At 56.1% G+C, this 18,073-nt stretch carries 12 protein-coding genes and 2 pseudogenes; 4 read left to right on the top strand and 10 right to left on the bottom strand.

Annotated elements, in window-relative coordinates; all coding sequences use genetic code 11:
* Positions 1–29: 29 nt before the first annotated feature.
* From CHC01_RS30825 to CHC01_RS30860, 8 genes and pseudogenes are all read right to left on the bottom strand, one after another.
* Positions 30–1,589 carry a glycosyltransferase family A protein gene (locus CHC01_RS30825; RefSeq protein WP_141137213.1) on the bottom strand — a complete coding sequence of 520 codons (1,560 nt, stop codon included), beginning with the start codon at positions 1,587–1,589 and terminating at the stop codon, positions 30–32.
* Entirely contained in the window at positions 1,586–5,149 is a 3,564-nt protein-coding gene (locus tag CHC01_RS30830; RefSeq protein WP_176454763.1) for a glycosyltransferase, read from the bottom strand. Before CHC01_RS30830 ends, CHC01_RS30825 begins: the two co-directional genes overlap by 4 nt.
* Before the next feature lie 150 nt (positions 5,150–5,299).
* Positions 5,300–6,934 (bottom strand): ArnT family glycosyltransferase, encoded by a 1,635-nt coding sequence (locus CHC01_RS30835; RefSeq protein ID WP_176454764.1) that lies wholly within the window; start codon positions 6,932–6,934, stop codon positions 5,300–5,302.
* Positions 6,935–6,983: 49 nt separating this feature from the next.
* Positions 6,984–7,931, bottom strand: a complete 948-nt coding sequence (locus CHC01_RS30840; RefSeq protein WP_089268154.1) for an NAD-dependent epimerase/dehydratase family protein — start codon at positions 7,929–7,931, stop codon at positions 6,984–6,986.
* Positions 7,928–9,169, bottom strand: coding sequence for a glycosyltransferase family 4 protein (locus tag CHC01_RS30845; protein ID WP_089268155.1), 1,242 nt, complete (start codon positions 9,167–9,169; stop codon positions 7,928–7,930). Before CHC01_RS30845 ends, CHC01_RS30840 begins: the two co-directional genes overlap by 4 nt.
* A gap of 602 nt (positions 9,170–9,771) precedes the next feature.
* Positions 9,772–10,146: pseudogene (locus tag CHC01_RS33545) on the bottom strand (glycosyltransferase family A protein); the annotation flags it as partial.
* A gap of 286 nt (positions 10,147–10,432) precedes the next feature.
* Complete coding sequence (locus CHC01_RS30855) at positions 10,433–11,365, bottom strand: glycosyltransferase family 2 protein (RefSeq protein WP_244558585.1); 933 nt, start codon at positions 11,363–11,365, stop codon at positions 10,433–10,435.
* 101 nt (positions 11,366–11,466) lie between these two features.
* Positions 11,467–12,318: an NAD-dependent epimerase/dehydratase family protein gene (locus tag CHC01_RS30860; protein ID WP_089268166.1), complete on the bottom strand. Its 852-nt coding sequence runs from the start codon at positions 12,316–12,318 to the stop codon at positions 11,467–11,469.
* Positions 12,319–12,955: 637 nt separating this feature from the next.
* On the opposite strand from CHC01_RS30860, the gene rfbB reads away from it, so the two are divergent.
* The 4 genes from rfbB to rfbA are packed head-to-tail and all read left to right on the top strand — an operon-like array spanning position 12,956 to position 16,394.
* On the top strand, positions 12,956–14,017 hold the full coding sequence (rfbB, locus tag CHC01_RS30865; RefSeq protein ID WP_089268157.1) for a dTDP-glucose 4,6-dehydratase: 1,062 nt from the start codon (positions 12,956–12,958) through the stop codon (positions 14,015–14,017).
* Between the two features lie 28 nt (positions 14,018–14,045).
* A complete protein-coding gene (gene rfbC, locus CHC01_RS30870) occupies positions 14,046–14,603 on the top strand; it encodes a dTDP-4-dehydrorhamnose 3,5-epimerase (RefSeq protein WP_089268158.1) in 558 nt (185 codons plus the stop codon).
* Between the two features lie 4 nt (positions 14,604–14,607).
* Positions 14,608–15,516, top strand: coding sequence for a dTDP-4-dehydrorhamnose reductase (gene rfbD, locus CHC01_RS30875; RefSeq protein WP_089268159.1), 909 nt, complete (start codon positions 14,608–14,610; stop codon positions 15,514–15,516).
* Positions 15,513–16,394 (top strand): glucose-1-phosphate thymidylyltransferase RfbA, encoded by an 882-nt coding sequence (gene rfbA / locus CHC01_RS30880; protein ID WP_089268160.1) that lies wholly within the window; start codon positions 15,513–15,515, stop codon positions 16,392–16,394. The genes rfbD and rfbA overlap by 4 nt, the downstream gene beginning before the upstream one ends.
* A 448-nt stretch (positions 16,395–16,842) precedes the next feature.
* On the opposite strand, the gene CHC01_RS30885 is transcribed toward rfbA, so the two are convergent.
* Together CHC01_RS30885 and CHC01_RS30890 are read right to left on the bottom strand one after the other, a co-directional pair.
* On the bottom strand, positions 16,843–17,052 hold the full coding sequence (locus CHC01_RS30885) for a Trm112 family protein (RefSeq protein WP_210421727.1): 210 nt from the start codon (positions 17,050–17,052) through the stop codon (positions 16,843–16,845).
* A 189-nt stretch (positions 17,053–17,241) separates the two neighbouring features.
* A pseudogene (locus tag CHC01_RS30890) lies at positions 17,242–17,974 on the bottom strand (IS5 family transposase).
* Between the last annotated feature and the right edge of the window lie 99 nt (positions 17,975–18,073).

Genomic DNA, 18,073 nt, shown 5'->3' on the forward strand with positions numbered 1-18,073 from the left:
TACCGACCAGTACACACTCCACGAATTGATCATTTCGTCGTTGGCGGGCCTAGTGCTGTCAATCTGCGAGCGCGTTGCGATAAATCCTCCTTCCGGATCAGTTTGGCATTCAACCAATCCAGTCGGCTTCTATACGTCTTGATTGCCGCAGCGTCGGCGCAGACGATCCAGTCGATGTCGTCTCCAAACTCGGAAATGAAGTTGAACTCATGGCCGCGCATGATTTCAGACCGGCCGTCTCCGTCGGTCGGCGAACAGTGAAATATGAAATCCACGTCTGCGAGCAGCGCCGCGAATTTGCGAACGAATCGAGAGCCAAACCTTGACGCCGACAGATGAATATCAGCCTGCGGTGCGGCAGCCTCGATTAGTCGCAGAGCGACGATGTCAACTTGCATGTCTGACAGACCGGGCTCCAGAGACCGGAGATCGATAGCAACAGCGCATGGTGGCAGGTAATACAGGCTCGACCGATCGTGCGGCCCGCCGTCCAGAAGCACAAGCATGGACCCTGCTCCGCTGCCACGCGTGAATGTCGCATCGAGGGTTCCCGAACGAGCATAGGCATCCGGCGTCTCGCACAAGATGACCACGTCGAACTTTTCGGCAAGAATTTGTTTGCAGGCTTTGAAGTAAGCCTGCCCCAGCGTAAAATCCCCGACAAGATTGGATAGGAGTGGAGCCTCCTTCAGCGTGTCAACAACAATGGCTGCATCGATCTCGTGAGCAGCGAGCGTTGCATCGAGAATATCCGCGTCTGCGACAAAACGGTCGAGCATCGCCTTCGGATCAAAAGCTGGCAGTTCTCCGAGCTGCAGCCGATGAAAATCATCCCTGCAAGTGACGATGAACGTCATCGGTTCGTACAGAGGACTTGGAGGCGGCAGCCCGACCGAACTTGCATTCATATTTTGTAAGAGGCTTTTAGCTCTCTGCCGGTAATAGATGACGGTGGCCGGTGCAATCTCGAACGTGAATCCGCGTGCGAGAGCGATCGAGTTAAAATGCCAGTCTTCGTAGGCATAGCCACTTCCAAGCGGAACATCGTCATATGCGAGAGTCTCTACGATGGAATGGTGGACGAACAATCTGGAGACAAATGGATGCTGAGCGATGATGGAGAGTTTAGGCACGTGATCAGACGACGCATAGTGAGCCAGATAGGCCTGCGCACCGAATGCGAAGAGAAACTCGGGAATGACGAGGCTGCGCGGACCGGCAGCTTGCGCTACGCGATAACTCACCAATGTCACATTTGATGAGATCAGATCGTCCTCGTCGCAGAACTGAATATATTCGGCGCCAGCCAGCAGCAGTCCAGCCTGACGGGAAAGCCCGAGCGATCCATTATCGACCTCCTCAATCCGAACTCGGTCGAACAAGTCCGTCCGGTAGGCGCGGATCCAACTTTTTGTAGGCAAAGGCGATCTGTCCAAGACGAAAAGCAGCTCAATGCGCAGCCTTTCCGATCGAGCGTAGATTGCCGCGGCCTCAAGCGATTGCATCGTACGCCAAAGGTAGCGATGTCCGGCATGAATATTGACAACGAAGGAAACATCGAGCCGTTCAAGAGATACAGGCCGATTCATTGGCGCACCAGCAAGCTTGAGAAGAGACTGGAATATTTGCCAATCATCGTATCGTAATCCATCCCTGCCTCGATCACCGAGGCCCGCGCTTTCTCACGAAGCGACCATAGCCCCCCCTCCGCCTGTCCCACAAAGTCGGCGAGGACGTTCCCTATCAGTTCGGGTTGCTCTACGGGTACCAGGAAGCCATTCGAGCCAGGAACGATAATGCGACGTAAATCTCCAACATCTGTGGCCGCGACCGGACATCCGGCAGCCAGAGCTTCCAGCGCGACCAACGGCATTCCCTCGACAGTCGATGTAAGCACAAGAATGTCCGCCGTCCTGTAAAGGTCCGCCAGATTACTTCGTGGATACTCGTCCAGCAATGTCACGCTGAGGCCGGCATCTTTGATGCGCTGCCTGACGAGATCGCCTTGCGGTCCGTGGCCCACCATCTTGGCCTCTACCGGATGATGACTGCTCAGATGGGCTACGACATCGAGAAACGCCATCGGTCGCTTTTCCGGACTGAAGCGGCCGATAAACAGAAGCTTTAGCCTTTTAGCAGCAGCCTTCGGTTCGACGCATGCAGATGATATACTTCCTTCCGGCTTGAACAACGACGTATCAACGCCATTCTCAATCAGAGCAATTCGATCGGCGGGGACCCCACGCGCCGTTAATGATTGAGCCACCCTGCGGCTGATCGCAATATGCTTGGTCAGTGCGCTCGACGCCATCTGCGCGGAAGCGATGTGTCCTTCGGGCAGATCGTTATGTATCACGTCGATGAAATGAATCAGCGGGTTCATCGCCTTCAACTCGGGCAAGAGATCGTAATGCAGTGAGGAATTGCTCGAGAGAACTACAGCCGGCTGCAAGGCGGCGATCAGGCCGGAAACGAATGCCTTTATTCTGATTGAATCGAACACGTTCCCGAGATGGTAGACATCCGCCACGACCTCAAGAAATGCGTTGCTCATCACATGCTCGTCCGCCAACGTGGTCACAAGGTGAATCGACCAAGCCGAAGCGAGGCTTGTGAGGATGTCGAGCAGCAATACTTCTGAGCCCCCCCTCGGCAACCACGGAACTACTACGAGCAGCTTGGCTCGCGCCTGCAGCTCAGGCCTACGTCGAATGCTCGCCAACGTCTGAGCAAGATCTCGGGCAGCGTCGGCGCTTCCCGCGCGCGTCAGCAGGTGTTCTCGAGGTACTTCGCGCGAGAAATCGTGCACGACGAACAGCGGTTGCCGACCGCCAAGCAAATCTACAAGGCCAGGCAGGATCACCTCGCCATTTCTCTTCGCGAGTTCGCGGTGCACAGCCGGCAAATCCTTCAGAAGGTTACCCGGCCTTGGCGGATGCGCGATGTTCGGTAACACGGCATTGAGCAGGTCGGATGGCAGAACGACCGCACCGATGGCGCGCGAACCGGCTACGGCAGCAGACGCTCCGGACTCGTGAGCGGACAAGCACACGATGCCAGGCCGGATCGAAGCACTGATCGACAGCGCGACAGCAACTTCCAGGGCTGTCGTGTCGAGCACGGCACCGTCGGCGACAATACAGACAAAATCAGCTTCCGACGCGAACAGTACCTCGACTGCGTCCACCGCACCATAGCCCGACGCGAAATCGAGAACAATGGATTGCCGGCTCAATGCTGCTTTCGTATTTTCGCAACCATATCCATGCAAGAGGCGAATCTTTGGCGACAGAATTCTCTGACGGGGGACAGCTTCGGAGAAACACGCACGGTACGTAGGCACGCGTCCACCGAGACCGGCACCGATTCGACCGGCTACCCTGCGAACCAACCATTTCAATCCGCGCTTCGACCCGCCCAGAAATTCACGATAGCGCCGCTGCTCGAGGAGGCGCACGCCGCCTCCAAGACGCCCGGACAAGCCCGGAAAACGCGGTGCCATCCATGCGCTCACCTTTCGCATCAGCGCGGCTAGAGTCAGAAATACAACTCTTGCCATCGCTCTTAGCGATCCTCTCACGATGGAGCGCAAATTCATTCGCTCGGGGAAAAATGCCCGTTGTTCCGCAGCAGCGGCGCGATCTGCCTCCTGTCGTGCTCGTTCTTCCGCCTTGCTCGCCCGCGCCTGCCCGGCCTCGTAAGCTTCGACCAACGACAGTCGAATTCTTTCATAATCTTCAAGCGCAGCGTTGGACTTGCCGCGTTCCTGGCGCAGCATGATGCCGCGCGCGGCCGCGCTTTGGCGGCCATAACCGAATGACGGACTAGCCTTCTCCCCCTCTTCGAACCGCGACCAAAACTGCTGATCGGTCCAAGGCTGGTATGGAACGAATGCCCCCACTCTCAACTCGGGAGCGACGCAGCGCTGCGAATCCTCTGCGAGGATCGCGGCAAAGCGTGAAAAACTGCTGTTGCAAATGGCGAGATAGCCTGCCTGCCGAAGGACTTCGAAGTCGAACATAAACGTCTGTAGCGTATCGGGCAGATCGAGATCACGGGCATATACGGGATGATACTGGGCAAATTTAGCGGAGATCAGATCCACGTCGTCCGTCGCAATGAAGACGACCGGATCCCGTAGCGATGGCAAAAGCCGATCCAGCCAGGCGGCATACCACTCCTCAGGCACTAAGCGATACCAAGGCAGTCCCTCTTGATGGAGCTGCAGATAGTCCCCGCGTCGCACATGTAACGCGACAAGTGGCCGGCGGCCATCGTCGGTCATCCTTTCGATTGCCTGCCTGACCGGGGCCCGATACAGCTCGGCGAGCGAATGCATGCGTCTGAGAAGCGCGCGATGCGGTTGCCAGCACTCCGGCGTCTCCTGAAAGTACCCCCACAAGTCGACGTCGTAGACTGCCTCCTGCATGCGCCAAAGATAGAGATCATCGTTGTCGAATGCATAAAAGCGGAGTTCGGGTAGTTTCGCCTCCGTGATGGCGGGCGGGCTGGGCAACCCGTACATCACCTCGCCGATCCAGTTCGGATGGGAAGCAACCAGACTGTGTCTGAGCGCATAGAAGCGGATGTAGATGTGCTGGAATAGCTGATTGGCGAATCGACCGTTCCGACCGAGGGTCGACATACTGACCCGCCCAAATTCAGGTCCACCAATTCCGCTTAGGTCCACAATCCGTTCAGATCGCAGAAATACGACGGTCTTGTATTGGGCCCAGTCACCTGCAAGAGCAATAAAACCCACATCGAATGCGAGCTTTACCAGTTTCTGGATTGCGCGATCCGACAAGCCGTCCTGGTTGGCGTGAACGGCAAAATGGTTTGCGGACAGAGAGCGAAGTCCGCCGATGAACTCTTTAGTGCAGAGCTCAATGTGAAGAAGCACGCAATCCGAGCGAGTATCATCGCTTTGACCAATTAATGGCGCATCGAGACGTGTCTTCACCTCCAGCGCGCTTGCCTCCATCCTCCATGGAGCCGTCTCCTGTGTCTCCTTCCTCCATAATTGCGATGAAACCGAAGCGGAATCCCCCCCGCCAAGCACCAGCACAGTTTCAATCTCGATCGCCTGACGCGATAAACTCCGAACGATATCATCCAGAATTCGGGACAGCCGGTCATGCGGTATCATTGAAAACTCCAACGCCATTTCCACGTCGTCCAACGTCGAGTTTGGAAGCAAATTCGCTCGGCGATTTAAATACACTTCCGTTCGCGCCGCATACTGACCTGTTAACGAGTCTGCACGTAACAACACGGCTGGCCCCCTTCGGCACGGCCATCATGGCCCCCGACGATAAACGACGACCTGATCGCCGCTTTCCGTGACGCGCTGGAACTGGTCGCTGCTGGATACCCAGTCCGCGGCTGGACGGTCAACGATGTTGAGAAAGTTGGTTTCAACGCTGGGGATCAACGCATGCGGCAGCGTAATGAAATATTGAGCATTCAGATCGGCGATACGCTTAATCGCGGTATCGACATTCTTTTCTGCATATCCGAGCGAAGTATAATAACATTCATACGGACCGCGCGGTCGCAATTTCTCGCCATAGAACGCAGCCGAATTGGCGTTGAAGTCGGGCAACTCGACGCCGACGATATTGTATCGCGGAGGCCGGGAATGATCGCACGTGAGTGCCACGGCCTTCGATAGCCGATCAACCGATGCCGTCTCGATCCGATAGGATTTTAGCCAAACAGAACGTGTCGGACCCAAGTCGATCAATCCGAGGGCGTGAAGATGTCCCGCAATCGCGTTAGCGGCAAAGAACGCGATCGCCGCGAACGAAAGCCATCGGGACCCGAACTGCTTCAAAGTAAAGCTGAAAGAAACACTCAGAATCGGCAGCATCGGATTGAGGAAACGAGTTTCCTCATTGATCTGGTTCGCATAGCTCACCAAACCTGCCGACAGCGTGCCGAATAGACAGAATGCGAACAAAGTGCGCGACTGCACTGCGCTGAACAACCACTGCCGTGGCGGAACGCCGAGCGTGCGAGCGGCTGCGGCAACAAGCGCGACCGGGATAGCGATCATTGCCACGCCAAGAGGTAAAGTCCATGGCGATACCGCTTGAAGCAGTGCGACGAACCAGAACTTTATCTTCGGCCCAAACGCGCCAATGGATCCGTACTGGATTGCGATCTCGGCGGACGTGGCATTGCGAAAATGTCCCACCATCTCGTTCCAATTCGCCACGTAGACGAGAAGTGCGGCCCCTGCAGCGCCGAGGGCGGCGGCAAACAGAACGAGATCGGCGAAGGTGAACGGTTGCGGGAGAGGCCGATCGACAACAAGCTTGACCAGAACAATGTAGAACAAGAACGGCAAAATGAACCCAGCGCTGGTCGTCTTGGCCAACATGGCCAACGCGACAACAATGACCAGCCCAGCAAGCAGCCGACGCAGTGGCACGACGTCGGCGTCCAACGAAATTCGCATTAGCACGGCAATCAGCAACGCCTGCAAAGGCTCGACAACGAATTCGTGGCTCATCCCGATGAATAGTGAGGCCCCACCACAAGCAAGGACAGCTGCAATGGCCGCTAGAACTCCAGCGCTCAGACGCATGACCGTGGAGAAGACGACCGCCAGCGTTGCCGCACTGATACATGCATTTACAAGCAAAAATGCGCGTTCAGGTGACCCCACCAGATCAGAGAATGGAACTGACACTTGGGCCAGCCAGGGAAGCAGCGGGGGCTTCGATGGCATGGCCGAAATCATGGTGCGCATCCATCGATCGGCACCATGCGGAACGGAGTTGGCCAGAGCCATGGTTACCTGACCGTACCACGCCTGATCCCATGGCCAAACAGTGAGATCGTTGAAAATCCAGAGCACGGTTGGCAGCATTAACACTAGGATCGTGCCGGTGGTCGCAACAACGCAGGAGCGAGAAGCAGAAGTCATTCTTGACCAATGTTCGAAAGTCATATGTTTCAGTTGATGGCGGATCAGTTCACTCGAACCGGGACACATGAGGTGATCTTTGAAATTGATCGAAGAGAAGCGCGACCCCCTGATCGAACGACACAGTGGGCTTCCACTTCATTTCCTCGCCGATCAGGCTGATGTCGAGAATATTGGCCTGCACGTCGACAGATCGCTTAGGAAGGAAGTTGACCGCGACGGTACGGCCGGTGGCGCGCTGAACCGCGGCGACTACCTCATTCAGCGACTTCCCCATCCCGCTGCCCAAATTGAATACGCGAGCGCCGGCCTGATATGTGATTGACGCGATCATCGCGTCAATCACATCCGAAATATAGATGTAATCTCTTACCACCTCGCCGTCGCCCCAGATTTCAATCGGCTGTCCAGCCATTGCCCGACTGAGAAAGACGCCGACTGCCCCCTGAGCGCTACCCGCATTGTGGTAGTGTCCGTACGGGTTGGCCAGGCGCAAAGCCGTGTAGTCAAGCCCTCGCTCCTGACGAAAAAACTCCAGATACTTTTCGATAGTGAGCTTGGTGATCCCATAGGACGAGATCGGGTTTGTCGGATGCGCTTCGCGGATCGGCAACGCCATCGGATTGCCATACACAGTGCCACCGGACGACGGAAAAATGACTTTGCCGACACCTGCCCTTGTCGCGACGTCCAGAAGCTGCACGGTGCCCACGATGTTGGTGCGTATATCGTAAACCGGATCATCATTGGAGGATTTCGGCAATGTCGTGCTGGCTAGATGGAACACGACATCTCGGTCTTTGACCGCTCGCGCGATGAAGTCAACATCAGTAAAATCCCCTTCTAGCCATTCGACACTTCGGAGTATCATAGCCGGCAGTGGCGAACTTTTCACGGGCCGGTCCACAGCACGCACGTCGTGGCCAAGGCAAACCAGCTGCTCAATCAAGCTCGAACCGATGAAGCCCGCACCACCGACCACCAGAAAGCGCTTCATTGAGGTTGAACTCCAGCTAGTCTGCTTCTCTGCTGCAGCAAGTTGAAGGCCTCGATGACCTTACTGGCTTCTATGTCCCAACTGGTGCTTTCGCAAAAACGCTTCCCTTTCGCCGCAAGCGAGACGCGCAGCTCATCGTTCACCAACACCTGGATGATGCCGTCAGCTAGCGCGGATGGCGTCGCGTCCGTCAAAATCGAGTTGTCCCCGGAAAGAAGCCACTCGGTGTTGCCCCCCCGATTGCTTACGACGACGCAACCACACGCCATCAACTCTAAAGGCAGCAGCGAGAGATTTGTGGCGGAGATGACCAATGCCACGTCGCATTGGCTGTAGACATCTGCAAGCTTTGCGAGCGGAACATTCCCAACGTTGCGATGAGGAATCCTGACGTCGTATGAGTCGGTTTCTCCACCCGCGAGTACGAACTCAACATTCGGGAGCGCCTTGGAAACACGTTGGAGTGCGAGCAGACCAAGCTCGAATCCGCGCCGCGGCGTCGCTGGACGCGCATAGAAGAAGACGCGGCGAACTGAGCTATCCATTCTTGGCAGCTGACGATAGAGATTCCTGTCATAGGAGAATCCCATGCTCACCGTTTCCATTCCGTGTTGAGAAGCAAGCAGGTTTGCCAGCCAGTCTCCGGCGGTGATGCCGAAGAAGTTCATATTGTAGGTGTTCTCGGCGAGAAGATAATCGCTACCATGGGGATAAAAAAATGGCTCATAGTCTTGCACGAAATAGGCTCGCAGGTGAGTGCCTTGAAAATCTCTGACGGCATAGGCTGTCGACCAACTGGTTGCGACAGTAATCATCGCGGGCGGCGAATTCTGCATCCCCAAAAATACTTCAGCTTCGACGCATGAAAAGTGCTTGCAGATCAGCTTTCGCGTACTTGCGACTGATGTGCGCTCGGTGCGTCCATCAATGATGATCCTGCATGTGTAGCCAGCCCGTTCGCACAGGCCAACGAGACGAAAGATATTGATGTGACCGCCAGACCCGATGCTGAAATCCGGCACGACCCAGTTAATGGTGTTGGGCAGAGGTCCGTCAAGACTCGATGGGTAGTAAGGTCTTGGCTCCACGAAATCGTGAGAGATTGCAACGTCAAGGCGACGTGACGACCAAACGCTCATGATTTTCTTGCCGGTTTTTCGCACCACGAATGTGAGAAATTCTTTCGCAGAGAGTTGGCGGCGATAGCGCCTTAACGCGGAAAGATAGCGCGCCAACATTATTTGGTCCGCCGAAACGATTTACCGCTCTTGAGCGCCCCATCAAGCGATACCCGATCAATAACCGAGGCGGGAATGTTGCGCTCATGCGCTCCGGAATAGTGCCCAAGTTGCCGTGCGAAGTTTGCGAACGGGGAACGCGCCATCCAATAGAGATGCGGAATGACCTCTTTCCGCTGAATCGACCACATCAGATCACGTGCCGTTGCGTGAACTGTCCTGAGCACCGCTGTCGCGATCGTTGGGCAAAGATTATAGCCGAACAGCCGTGCAAAGGCTGCGGACTCGTCGAATGAGCGGCGTCCGATTTCCTGGACGGAATATTGGTGCGAGTGGAAAACTGCAGCATCGTCCGCATAAGCCTTCGCATATCCCGCTTCGATGACGGTTTGCGCCCAGATTTGATCTTCGGCAAACGAGACATCCGGATATGGGTAACGTTCCCAGACGTTTCGTCGCACGCATGCATTGTTGTCGGAGAAAAAGTGCAACATCTGTCGATAGGCGACATCGACTTCGTACCGGGATCGATCGTCCAGCCGCACCACTTTCGGCATGGCGGCGAAATTGTCGAAATGCCAATCTAGGTCGCGTTGCGTATAAGGGTCGGCCGAAGGATATGCTAGGTGCCTGCCAAACGTCCCGGCGATGTCAGGCTCGGCATCGGTGGCATCGACAAGACGGGCAAGCCAATGTCGGCTCGCCGGCAGCGCATCATGCGTCAGAAGCGCGACGAATTCGCCGCAAGCATGCTCGATCGCCAAATTCCGGGTTCGTCCATGCCCGAACGACGCTGGTTCGATCTGCAGAAGACGTACATGAGACTCGCGGCATAAATCCAACGTGCCGTCGGTCGATCCGGAATCGATTACGATAACTTCATAGGGCCACGGGCATTGCTGGGTCAGCACGGCCTGCAAGACCCCCGCAAAGCCGGGACCCGCATTCTTGGTAGGAATAATAACTGACGCTTTCACGGGCCTGCCCTACATTCGGATATCGTCAATCCCTCTGACTGACCACGCTTGTTCCGCCGCTTCTACAAAAACGCGATCCGGTCACGCATTTCAACCCTGTAACCAGTTGAAAGCGTTCGGTCCTTCCATTTCTTGCAACCTTGTCCTCACTATCTCGCAACCTCTCTTCGGTCGAGGTGCAAAGGCATTCTGCCACCACAATGCCTCGCGCCCCGGTCAGGGATCCGGATTGCAATTCGCCTGCGAGCGTAAAACGACGAAAATACTCGGGTTGAATCAATTGCCTTTACAGCCGCGAGATCATGGCACCGACCAGAAGTCCCAGATTTTGAGGGAAGCTTTGCCGATAAACGCCGGACCGCCAGAGCCGATACAGCCGAACCGGCAAAATTGCTTTGCGCGAAGACGCAAACCAATCAAGCGCTTGAGCATTTGAAGGCGTCAGCAGGCCACGTATGTTATTGAGAGCGCTGATATTTATATCGTTCCAACTGGCAAGTTGCCCCTTGGCGAGCGCAGCTATGCGAAAAAAACGCGCGCGCGCTCCGGAATTGGAACCTACGATATTCTCGCCGTGCTGCCGGTAGCCAAGGCTCGGCAGCGGGTCATAGTGTATCGTTCCACCGATGCCAGCGATGACCTGATAGGTCCACCAATCGTGCGATACGATCTGAACATCTTGTGGAACCTGCCGCAGCGCGTCACGGGCACGCAGGTTGAAGACCATGGTGTTACCGCCACCGATATTCTGCACAAGCGCGTTGCGAAAGGAGGGGCGCCGCTCAAAGAGCGGCGAAAGTCCCGTAGGATTCCCTTGCTGATCGATTATTTCTGTTCTCGAGAAATAAAGAAGCGGCTGATCGGTCTGCTGCGCGGCGATCCACATGACGGCTCGCTCTAGCTTTTCGGCGAACCAAACGTCGTCCTGATCGCTAAACGCGAAAAGATCGCCGTCAATCTCGTCGCAGTGCACGGTCGACATAAAGTTCTGCCAGAAGCCTTTCCGGGGTCCTTCGCACAGCGCCACTTTTTGGGGCACGCTTTGAGCAAATTTTTCGATGATCTGGACTGTCTCGTCTGTTGAGCCATCGTCAGAAACTAGCAATTCCCAATTCTGGTGGCTTTGAACTCGATAAGATTCGAGTTGCTCTGGCAGATACCGCGCCCCATTTCTGGTCGCTAAAAGGATGACAACTTTCAGGCTTGGAGACAGTGACAATTGTCGATATTCCCGAATGAAGTGGCTGCAGCGCCATTTGTCGCTGAAGGCCGGTTTCTTAGACCATTTACTGTGTGCTGAAAATCCACCGGTTGGTCGCTTTAGCCCCTCAAGTCAAACTGGGGGCGAAACTTGCGCGGGGCCCACCCGAAGTCATTGGTCGCGGGGCCGGGATCGAACACCATGTCTTTCGACATCCGGGTGCCCATAGCCACATTGGCCTGCGGAAAAAACGGCTTAGCCAGACCGAAAGCCACCCGCCAAACCGTCGGCGGAGCCGATACGATCCGGCGGGGCTTGCCAAGCGCGTCGAAGATCCGCCCAGCCATCTCGCGATAACTAATTACTTCGCCTCCCGGCAGGGCATAAGTCTTGTTTACGGCCGCATCGCTTGCCGCCGCGGCAATGGCACCCATCGCAAGATCTTCCGCATGAACAGGCTGCCTCAATCCCGCACCATTCCCCATGAGCGGCAGGAATCCGACACGCTGAATGAGACGTGCCAAACGTGAGACATTGCCGTCCCGGCCTTCCGCATAGATCACCGTGGGTCTCAGGATGGTCCAGCCGATGCCAAGTTGCGCACAAACCACGCCCAAGCGACGCTCGCCGTCCGACAAGCGTCGCAACATTACTCGCTCGGAAGCGATCTTCGAATCGATCTTCGTCACAATGCTGGTCGACGTGAAAGCCACCACACGCTTCAACGACGGCATCGCGACGTGTGGCAGAGCATCCGCCAACAGACCTATCTCGGCGGTGCAATAGAGATGATCGACCGCACCAATCCTCAGCGCGGCCGGATCGGTCAAATCCCCCTGCAACCAGTCAACATGATCGCTCTGCCGCAAATCGCGCGAAAGCGCCTGCGGACGCTGGCCCGAGCAAACAAGTTGCTCCACAATATAGCCGCCCACAATACCGGAAGCACCAATCACCAAGCTCTTCTGCATTTCCATCAACCCAGCGCTAGAGCTTTCCGCGAAGACAGCCGTCCTCAGCTGAGATCGCCCTGCGCATTTGCCGGTCACGATGTACCGAAGGCAATGGCGACGCATTTTGACATCGGCCAAAATACATAAATGCCTGAGATCGAATGCTCAAGCCTGCACGCCCCACACCTCAAATCAACCTATGATTGCAAAAACCTCCGCCAACCCGCAAACAAGAGCGTCGACACGCCCGTGATATGAAGCTCGGAGACTCCCGAGATGGCTCGGACTTTCAGAACCTGCATCTAAACAAACGAATGCTGAAAACAAACATAACATCAGATACTTATCGTTTTCGAGGTTTGATCTGGAAGGCAGGCGTAGTTCGAGCATCTCGGCCAATTGGGTGCCGACTGCGAGAATCTCCGCGCGGTCGCTCCCGGCACCGTCTATCGCAGCATTTCCAGCTTCGGGTAGGACAGGCCTTATCATAGGTTGCCGGATTCGATCAGATCGCCTCGGGCAGATGACCGCCCGTGTAGCGACTTGGCATTCCGACCCGAGGGCAGTAAGCAACTCTATCCGAAAGCGGCGCTATTCGCATGATCTTGCTTCTAGCCAATGACGATGACTGTATTCCGAGCACGGGCACCCGGTGATGACGAAACGATTTCTGATAACAGGCGGTGCAGGCTTCATTGGATCTGCCGTTGTGCGTCACCTCATCAAGACGACCCCCTACATGGTGGTCGTAGTGGACAAGCTGACTTATGCCGGGAATCTTGAATCTTTGAGTTCCGTGTCGTCCGATTCCCGCTACGCATTCGAACGCGCTGACATCGTCGACTTAGCTGCGATGAAGCGTATCTTTCGGGAGTTTTCACCCGACGTCGTAATGCATCTGGCCGCTGAGAGTCATGTCGATCGATCCATCGACGGCCCAGGGGAGTTCATCCAGACCAATATCGTCGGCACCTATGCGCTCCTGCAGGCCGCGCTCGAGCACTGGCGAGGCATCCCGCCTGAACGCAAGGCAGATTTTCGCTTCCATCATATCTCAACGGATGAGGTGTTCGGCTCGCTCGGACCGACCGGCTTCTTCTACGAAGACTCCGCGTATCAGCCGAACTCCCCCTATTCCGCCTCAAAAGCGGCATCCGATCATCTCGTCCGCGCATGGCACCACACCTATGGTTTGCCTGTTGTGATGACGAATTGCTCCAACAATTACGGGCCGTATCATTTCCCCGAAAAGCTGATCCCGCTCACAATCATCAATGCACTCGAGGGAAAGCCGCTTCCCGTCTATGGCAGTGGCGAAAACATTCGCGACTGGCTGCACGTGGAAGATCATGCCGAGGCCCTGATGCAGGTCGCAGAATACGGGACATTGGGCGAAAGCTACAATATCGGCGGACACAACGAGCACACGAACATCTCGGTCGTCCGAGCCATCTGCGCGTTGGTCGACGAATTCGCTCCGAATGACGCAATTGGTCCGCGCGAGAAACTCGTCACATTCGTAACAGACCGTCCCGGCCACGACGCACGTTATGCCATAGATGCGGCCAAGATCGCACGCGAGCTTGGCTGGAGACCTCGTCATAGCTTCGAGAGTGGACTCCGGCAGACCGTCAAATGGTATCTCGACAACCCGCATTGGTGGGAGAGAGTGCGATCCGGCATCTATCGCGGAGAGCGGTTGGGCGTTGCGGTTTAAAGCCTCACGGGCATTTCAAGGACAGATCATGCTAACCGTCACACCAGCGGCGATCGAGGATATAAAGATCCTCATTCCGAGGTCTTTCGCGGACGCACGGGGCATTTTCACCGAGACTTATAATCGCCAGCGTTTCCGTGAACATGGTATCGATCAAGACTTCGTGCAGGACAACCAATCCCTCTCAAGGGATACCGGTACAGTTCGCGGTTTACATTTTCAAAGCCATCCGGCAGCGCAGGACAAACTCGTGCGCGTCCTGCGTGGCAGCATTTTGGATGTCGCCGTCGACCTCAGACGCTCCTCTCCGACTTATGGAAAGTGGATTTCGGAGACGCTATCGGCCGAGAATGGCAAACAGTTGCTGGTCCCAGTCGGATTTGCGCATGGATTCTGCACGCTCGAACCCAACACCTATGTCCTCTACAAAGTGACGAATTTTTACTCGGCCGAACACGATTTGGGCCTTGCCTGGGACGATCCAGATCTCGCTATCGATTGGCCGGTATCGACGACCTCTGCGGTATTGTCGGACAAGGACAGGCGGCAACCTTTTTTCAAAAAACTTCCCGTCCATTTCGAGTGACGCAATGCGGATTGCAGTGACCGGACGAAACGGCCAAGTGGTGCAAGCGCTTCTAGAGCGTGGTCCTCTTGCGGGCGTAGACGTCGTCGCGGTCGGGCGCCCCGAGATCGATCTCGCAAATCCGGCAGGCATTGAAACGGCGCTGAAGGCAACGCTCCCCGATGCCGTCATCAGCGCCGCTGCCTACACGGCCGTTGATCTGGCCGAACGAGAGCCAGACATTGCATATACCGTGAACGGGCTCGGTGCCGGCGCAGTGGCATATGCATCTCGTCGCCTCGGCGTGCCGATTGTGCATCTCTCAACGGACTATGTATTCGATGGCCACCTAGAGCGTCCCTATGGGGAGAAGGACGCAACCGGGCCGACCAGCATCTACGGCCAGAGCAAGCTAGCTGGAGAGCATGCTGTCGCTGAGGCCAATAACAACCACGCCATCCTCCGTACCGCCTGGATCTACAGCCCGTTCGGCAAGAATTTTGCGCGAACCATGCTTTCACTGGCTAGCACTCGTGACGAAGTGTCCGTCGTTGACGACCAATGGGGCAGCCCAACCAATGCGTTCGACATCGCCGACACAGTCATTTGCGTCGCTCGCAACCTCGTCATGGAGCCTAAGGCAACGGGTCTCAGAGGCGTTTTTCATATGACAAGCAGCGGGGAAACCAACTGGGCGGAGTTTGCGGAAGCTATCTTCGCCGCATCTCGCTTGATTGGCGGCCCCTCAGCGCGCGTCAACCGCATTCCAAGCTCTGACTACCCAACACCAGCGAAGCGCCCCCTCAACTCTAGGCTCGACAACAGCCGCCTCGCCCGATCTCACCACGTTCGCCTTCCGCCGTGGCAAGCATCGCTGCCACCGACGATTGAACGGCTTGTAGCGCGCGATTTCAAAGAAAGAGTACCCTCATGAGCTCAATTACCAGAGGCATCATCCTGGCCGGTGGTAGTGGCACACGGCTGCATCCGATGACGATAGCCGCGTCGAAGCAGCTGCTGCCTATCTATGATAAGCCGCTGATCTATTATCCGCTTGCCACGCTGATGATGGCGGGAATCCGCGATATCTTGATTATTTCAACCCCTATCGACCTGCCTAAGTTTCAGTACCTGCTAGGGGACGGGTCGAAGTGGGGAATGTCTTTTAGCTACGCTGAACAGCCGAGCCCTGACGGATTGGCACAAGCCTACGTTATCGGAGCTGACTTCGTCGCCGGGCAATCTTCCGCACTCGTTCTGGGAGATAACCTATTTTACGGGCATGATTTCACGGATTTGCTTAAGGGCGCCTCGAAGCGTACCGAGGGAGCCACGGTTTTCGCCTATCATGTCAGCGATCCCCAGAGCTACGGTGTCGTGAAGTTCGACGCCTCCGATCGCGCTCTTTCGATCGAGGAAAAGCCACAACAGCCACAATCGAATTGGGCCGTTACCGGGCTGTATTTTTACGACAAGAACGTGGTCGAAATTGCGGCCAATCTAAAACCGTCAGCGCGAGGCGAACTCGAAATCACCGACGTTAACCGCGTTTATCTCGAACGCGGCCAACTAAACGTTACGAAGATGGGACGCGGCTTTGCTTGGCTCGACACGGGCACTCCCGACAATATGCTGGACGCTGCGGAATTTGTTCGTGTCATCGAAAAGCGGCAGGGATCCAAGATTTGCTGTCCAGAAGAAATCGCATTCAATCTAGGCTGGATCAACAGTGATGAACTGGTTGCCCTAGGGAAATTGATCGGCAAAAGTTCGTACGGAAGATATCTGCTGAAGATCGCCGACGGACTATAGGCCGACGGGATGCGTGCCCGGATCGGCGCGCTTATCCCGCACATCATGGTAGATCATACTCGATCGAAGCACCGGTTTCGGGATTTGCCAAATCGCGCTGAATCCACCAGATAGCGCACGAGCTATGCGTGGGCGCATGCTGGAGTTTTGCTATAGCATCCTTGATCTTTTATCGTATACGGTTGGCGGAGGCCAGCGTTGACCGCCGGCCAGCTCACCCGCACCGGCTCCTACAGGGGAGCAGCGACTGCAAATCGAGTACTGGGGGCACCGCGTTTATCAAACCGTCGTCGACCGCGGCGGACGACCTACATGCTCGGGTTCAATCGCGAAAAGGTACTGCAGCTCGGCGGGGACGACGACCGGCCTAACCTGATCCGGTTCGGGCCAGGAGGCTGGGAGAATCTGATCGCTTAATAAATCCACCTTCATGACTGAGAGGGAGGCCTCAGGAGCCTAGTTCGTCGCCGGCAAGTTTCCGCGCCTCTTCTGGAAGCATGATGGGAACGCCATCTCGGATAGGATAAGCAAGCTCGGCCGAACTGGATATTAATTCTTGTTTCGCCGGATCATATCTCAGTGAACTCTTCGTAACCGGGCACACAAGTATCGCGACCAAGTCTGGGCTCATAGTTGATCCACCGTTTGCAAAGTCCATCTACTAGCGCGGTCAGCGCGATGTTGCCAGCCGCATCTCAAAAGGCGCGAGCTCAGCCATGTTGGATACTCTTCAGCCAACTGCAGTGTATCACGAAGTCGTTAAATATAGAATAGGTCAGCCTTAAGCGTCTCAAGATGGACATTCCTGAGCGTGATCTGATCGCCGGCGCCTAGGACCGATCGACACTCACTCGCTCCAGATCATTGCGGCGGCGAGGTGGATGAAGCCAGCGAAGTGCGAGGTTCGTCCGTCATAGCGTGTGGCGAAGCGCCGGAAGTGTTTGAAACGGCAGAAGCAACGCTCGATCCGATTGCGCTGCTTGTAGGCGTTGATGTCGTGCGGGATGATGACCTTGCGGGTTCGGTTTGATGGTATGATCGCTGTTGCGCCCATATTGACGATGATCGCGCGCAGAGCGTTGCTGTCATAGGCCTTGTCGGCAAGCACGGCTTCGCCGGTCTGGCCGTGGAGCAAGGCAGGTGCCTGGGTGACGTCGCCAGCCTGTCCAGCTGTGATGATGAAGCAGAGCGGGCGACCGAGTGCATCGGCCAGCATATGGATCTCCGTGGTCAGCCCACCTCGGGAACGCCCCATCGCCTGATCTTTGCCCCCCTTTTCCGCTTGCGGCCTGCTGGTGAGCGCGAACGATGGTGCTGTTGATCATCAGATACTGATTATCCCGCTCTGCCGTCAGGGCCGTGAACACGCGTTCCCAGCCCCCCATGGCACCAGCGGCTGAACCGCCGGTGCACCGTTTCCACTTGCCGTACCGTTCCGGCAGGTCGCACCAATGAGCACCCGAGCGCAGAACCCACAAACAGCCGTTCACAAACAGGCGGTTATCGGACGCTGTGCGACCTGCATCGCTAGCCTTGCCCGGCAGCAGCGGAGAAATCTTCACCCACTGTGCCTCATTCAATTCGTAGCTTCATCGCCAACACATGTTCCGTGCAAATCACGGAACCCTATGAATCAGCGATTTAACCTCTCGGGAATCCTGAATGTCGATCGGCCCTAG

The organism is Tardiphaga sp. OK246, from assembly GCF_900188215.1.
Lineage (GTDB): Bacteria > Pseudomonadota > Alphaproteobacteria > Rhizobiales > Xanthobacteraceae > Tardiphaga > Tardiphaga robiniae.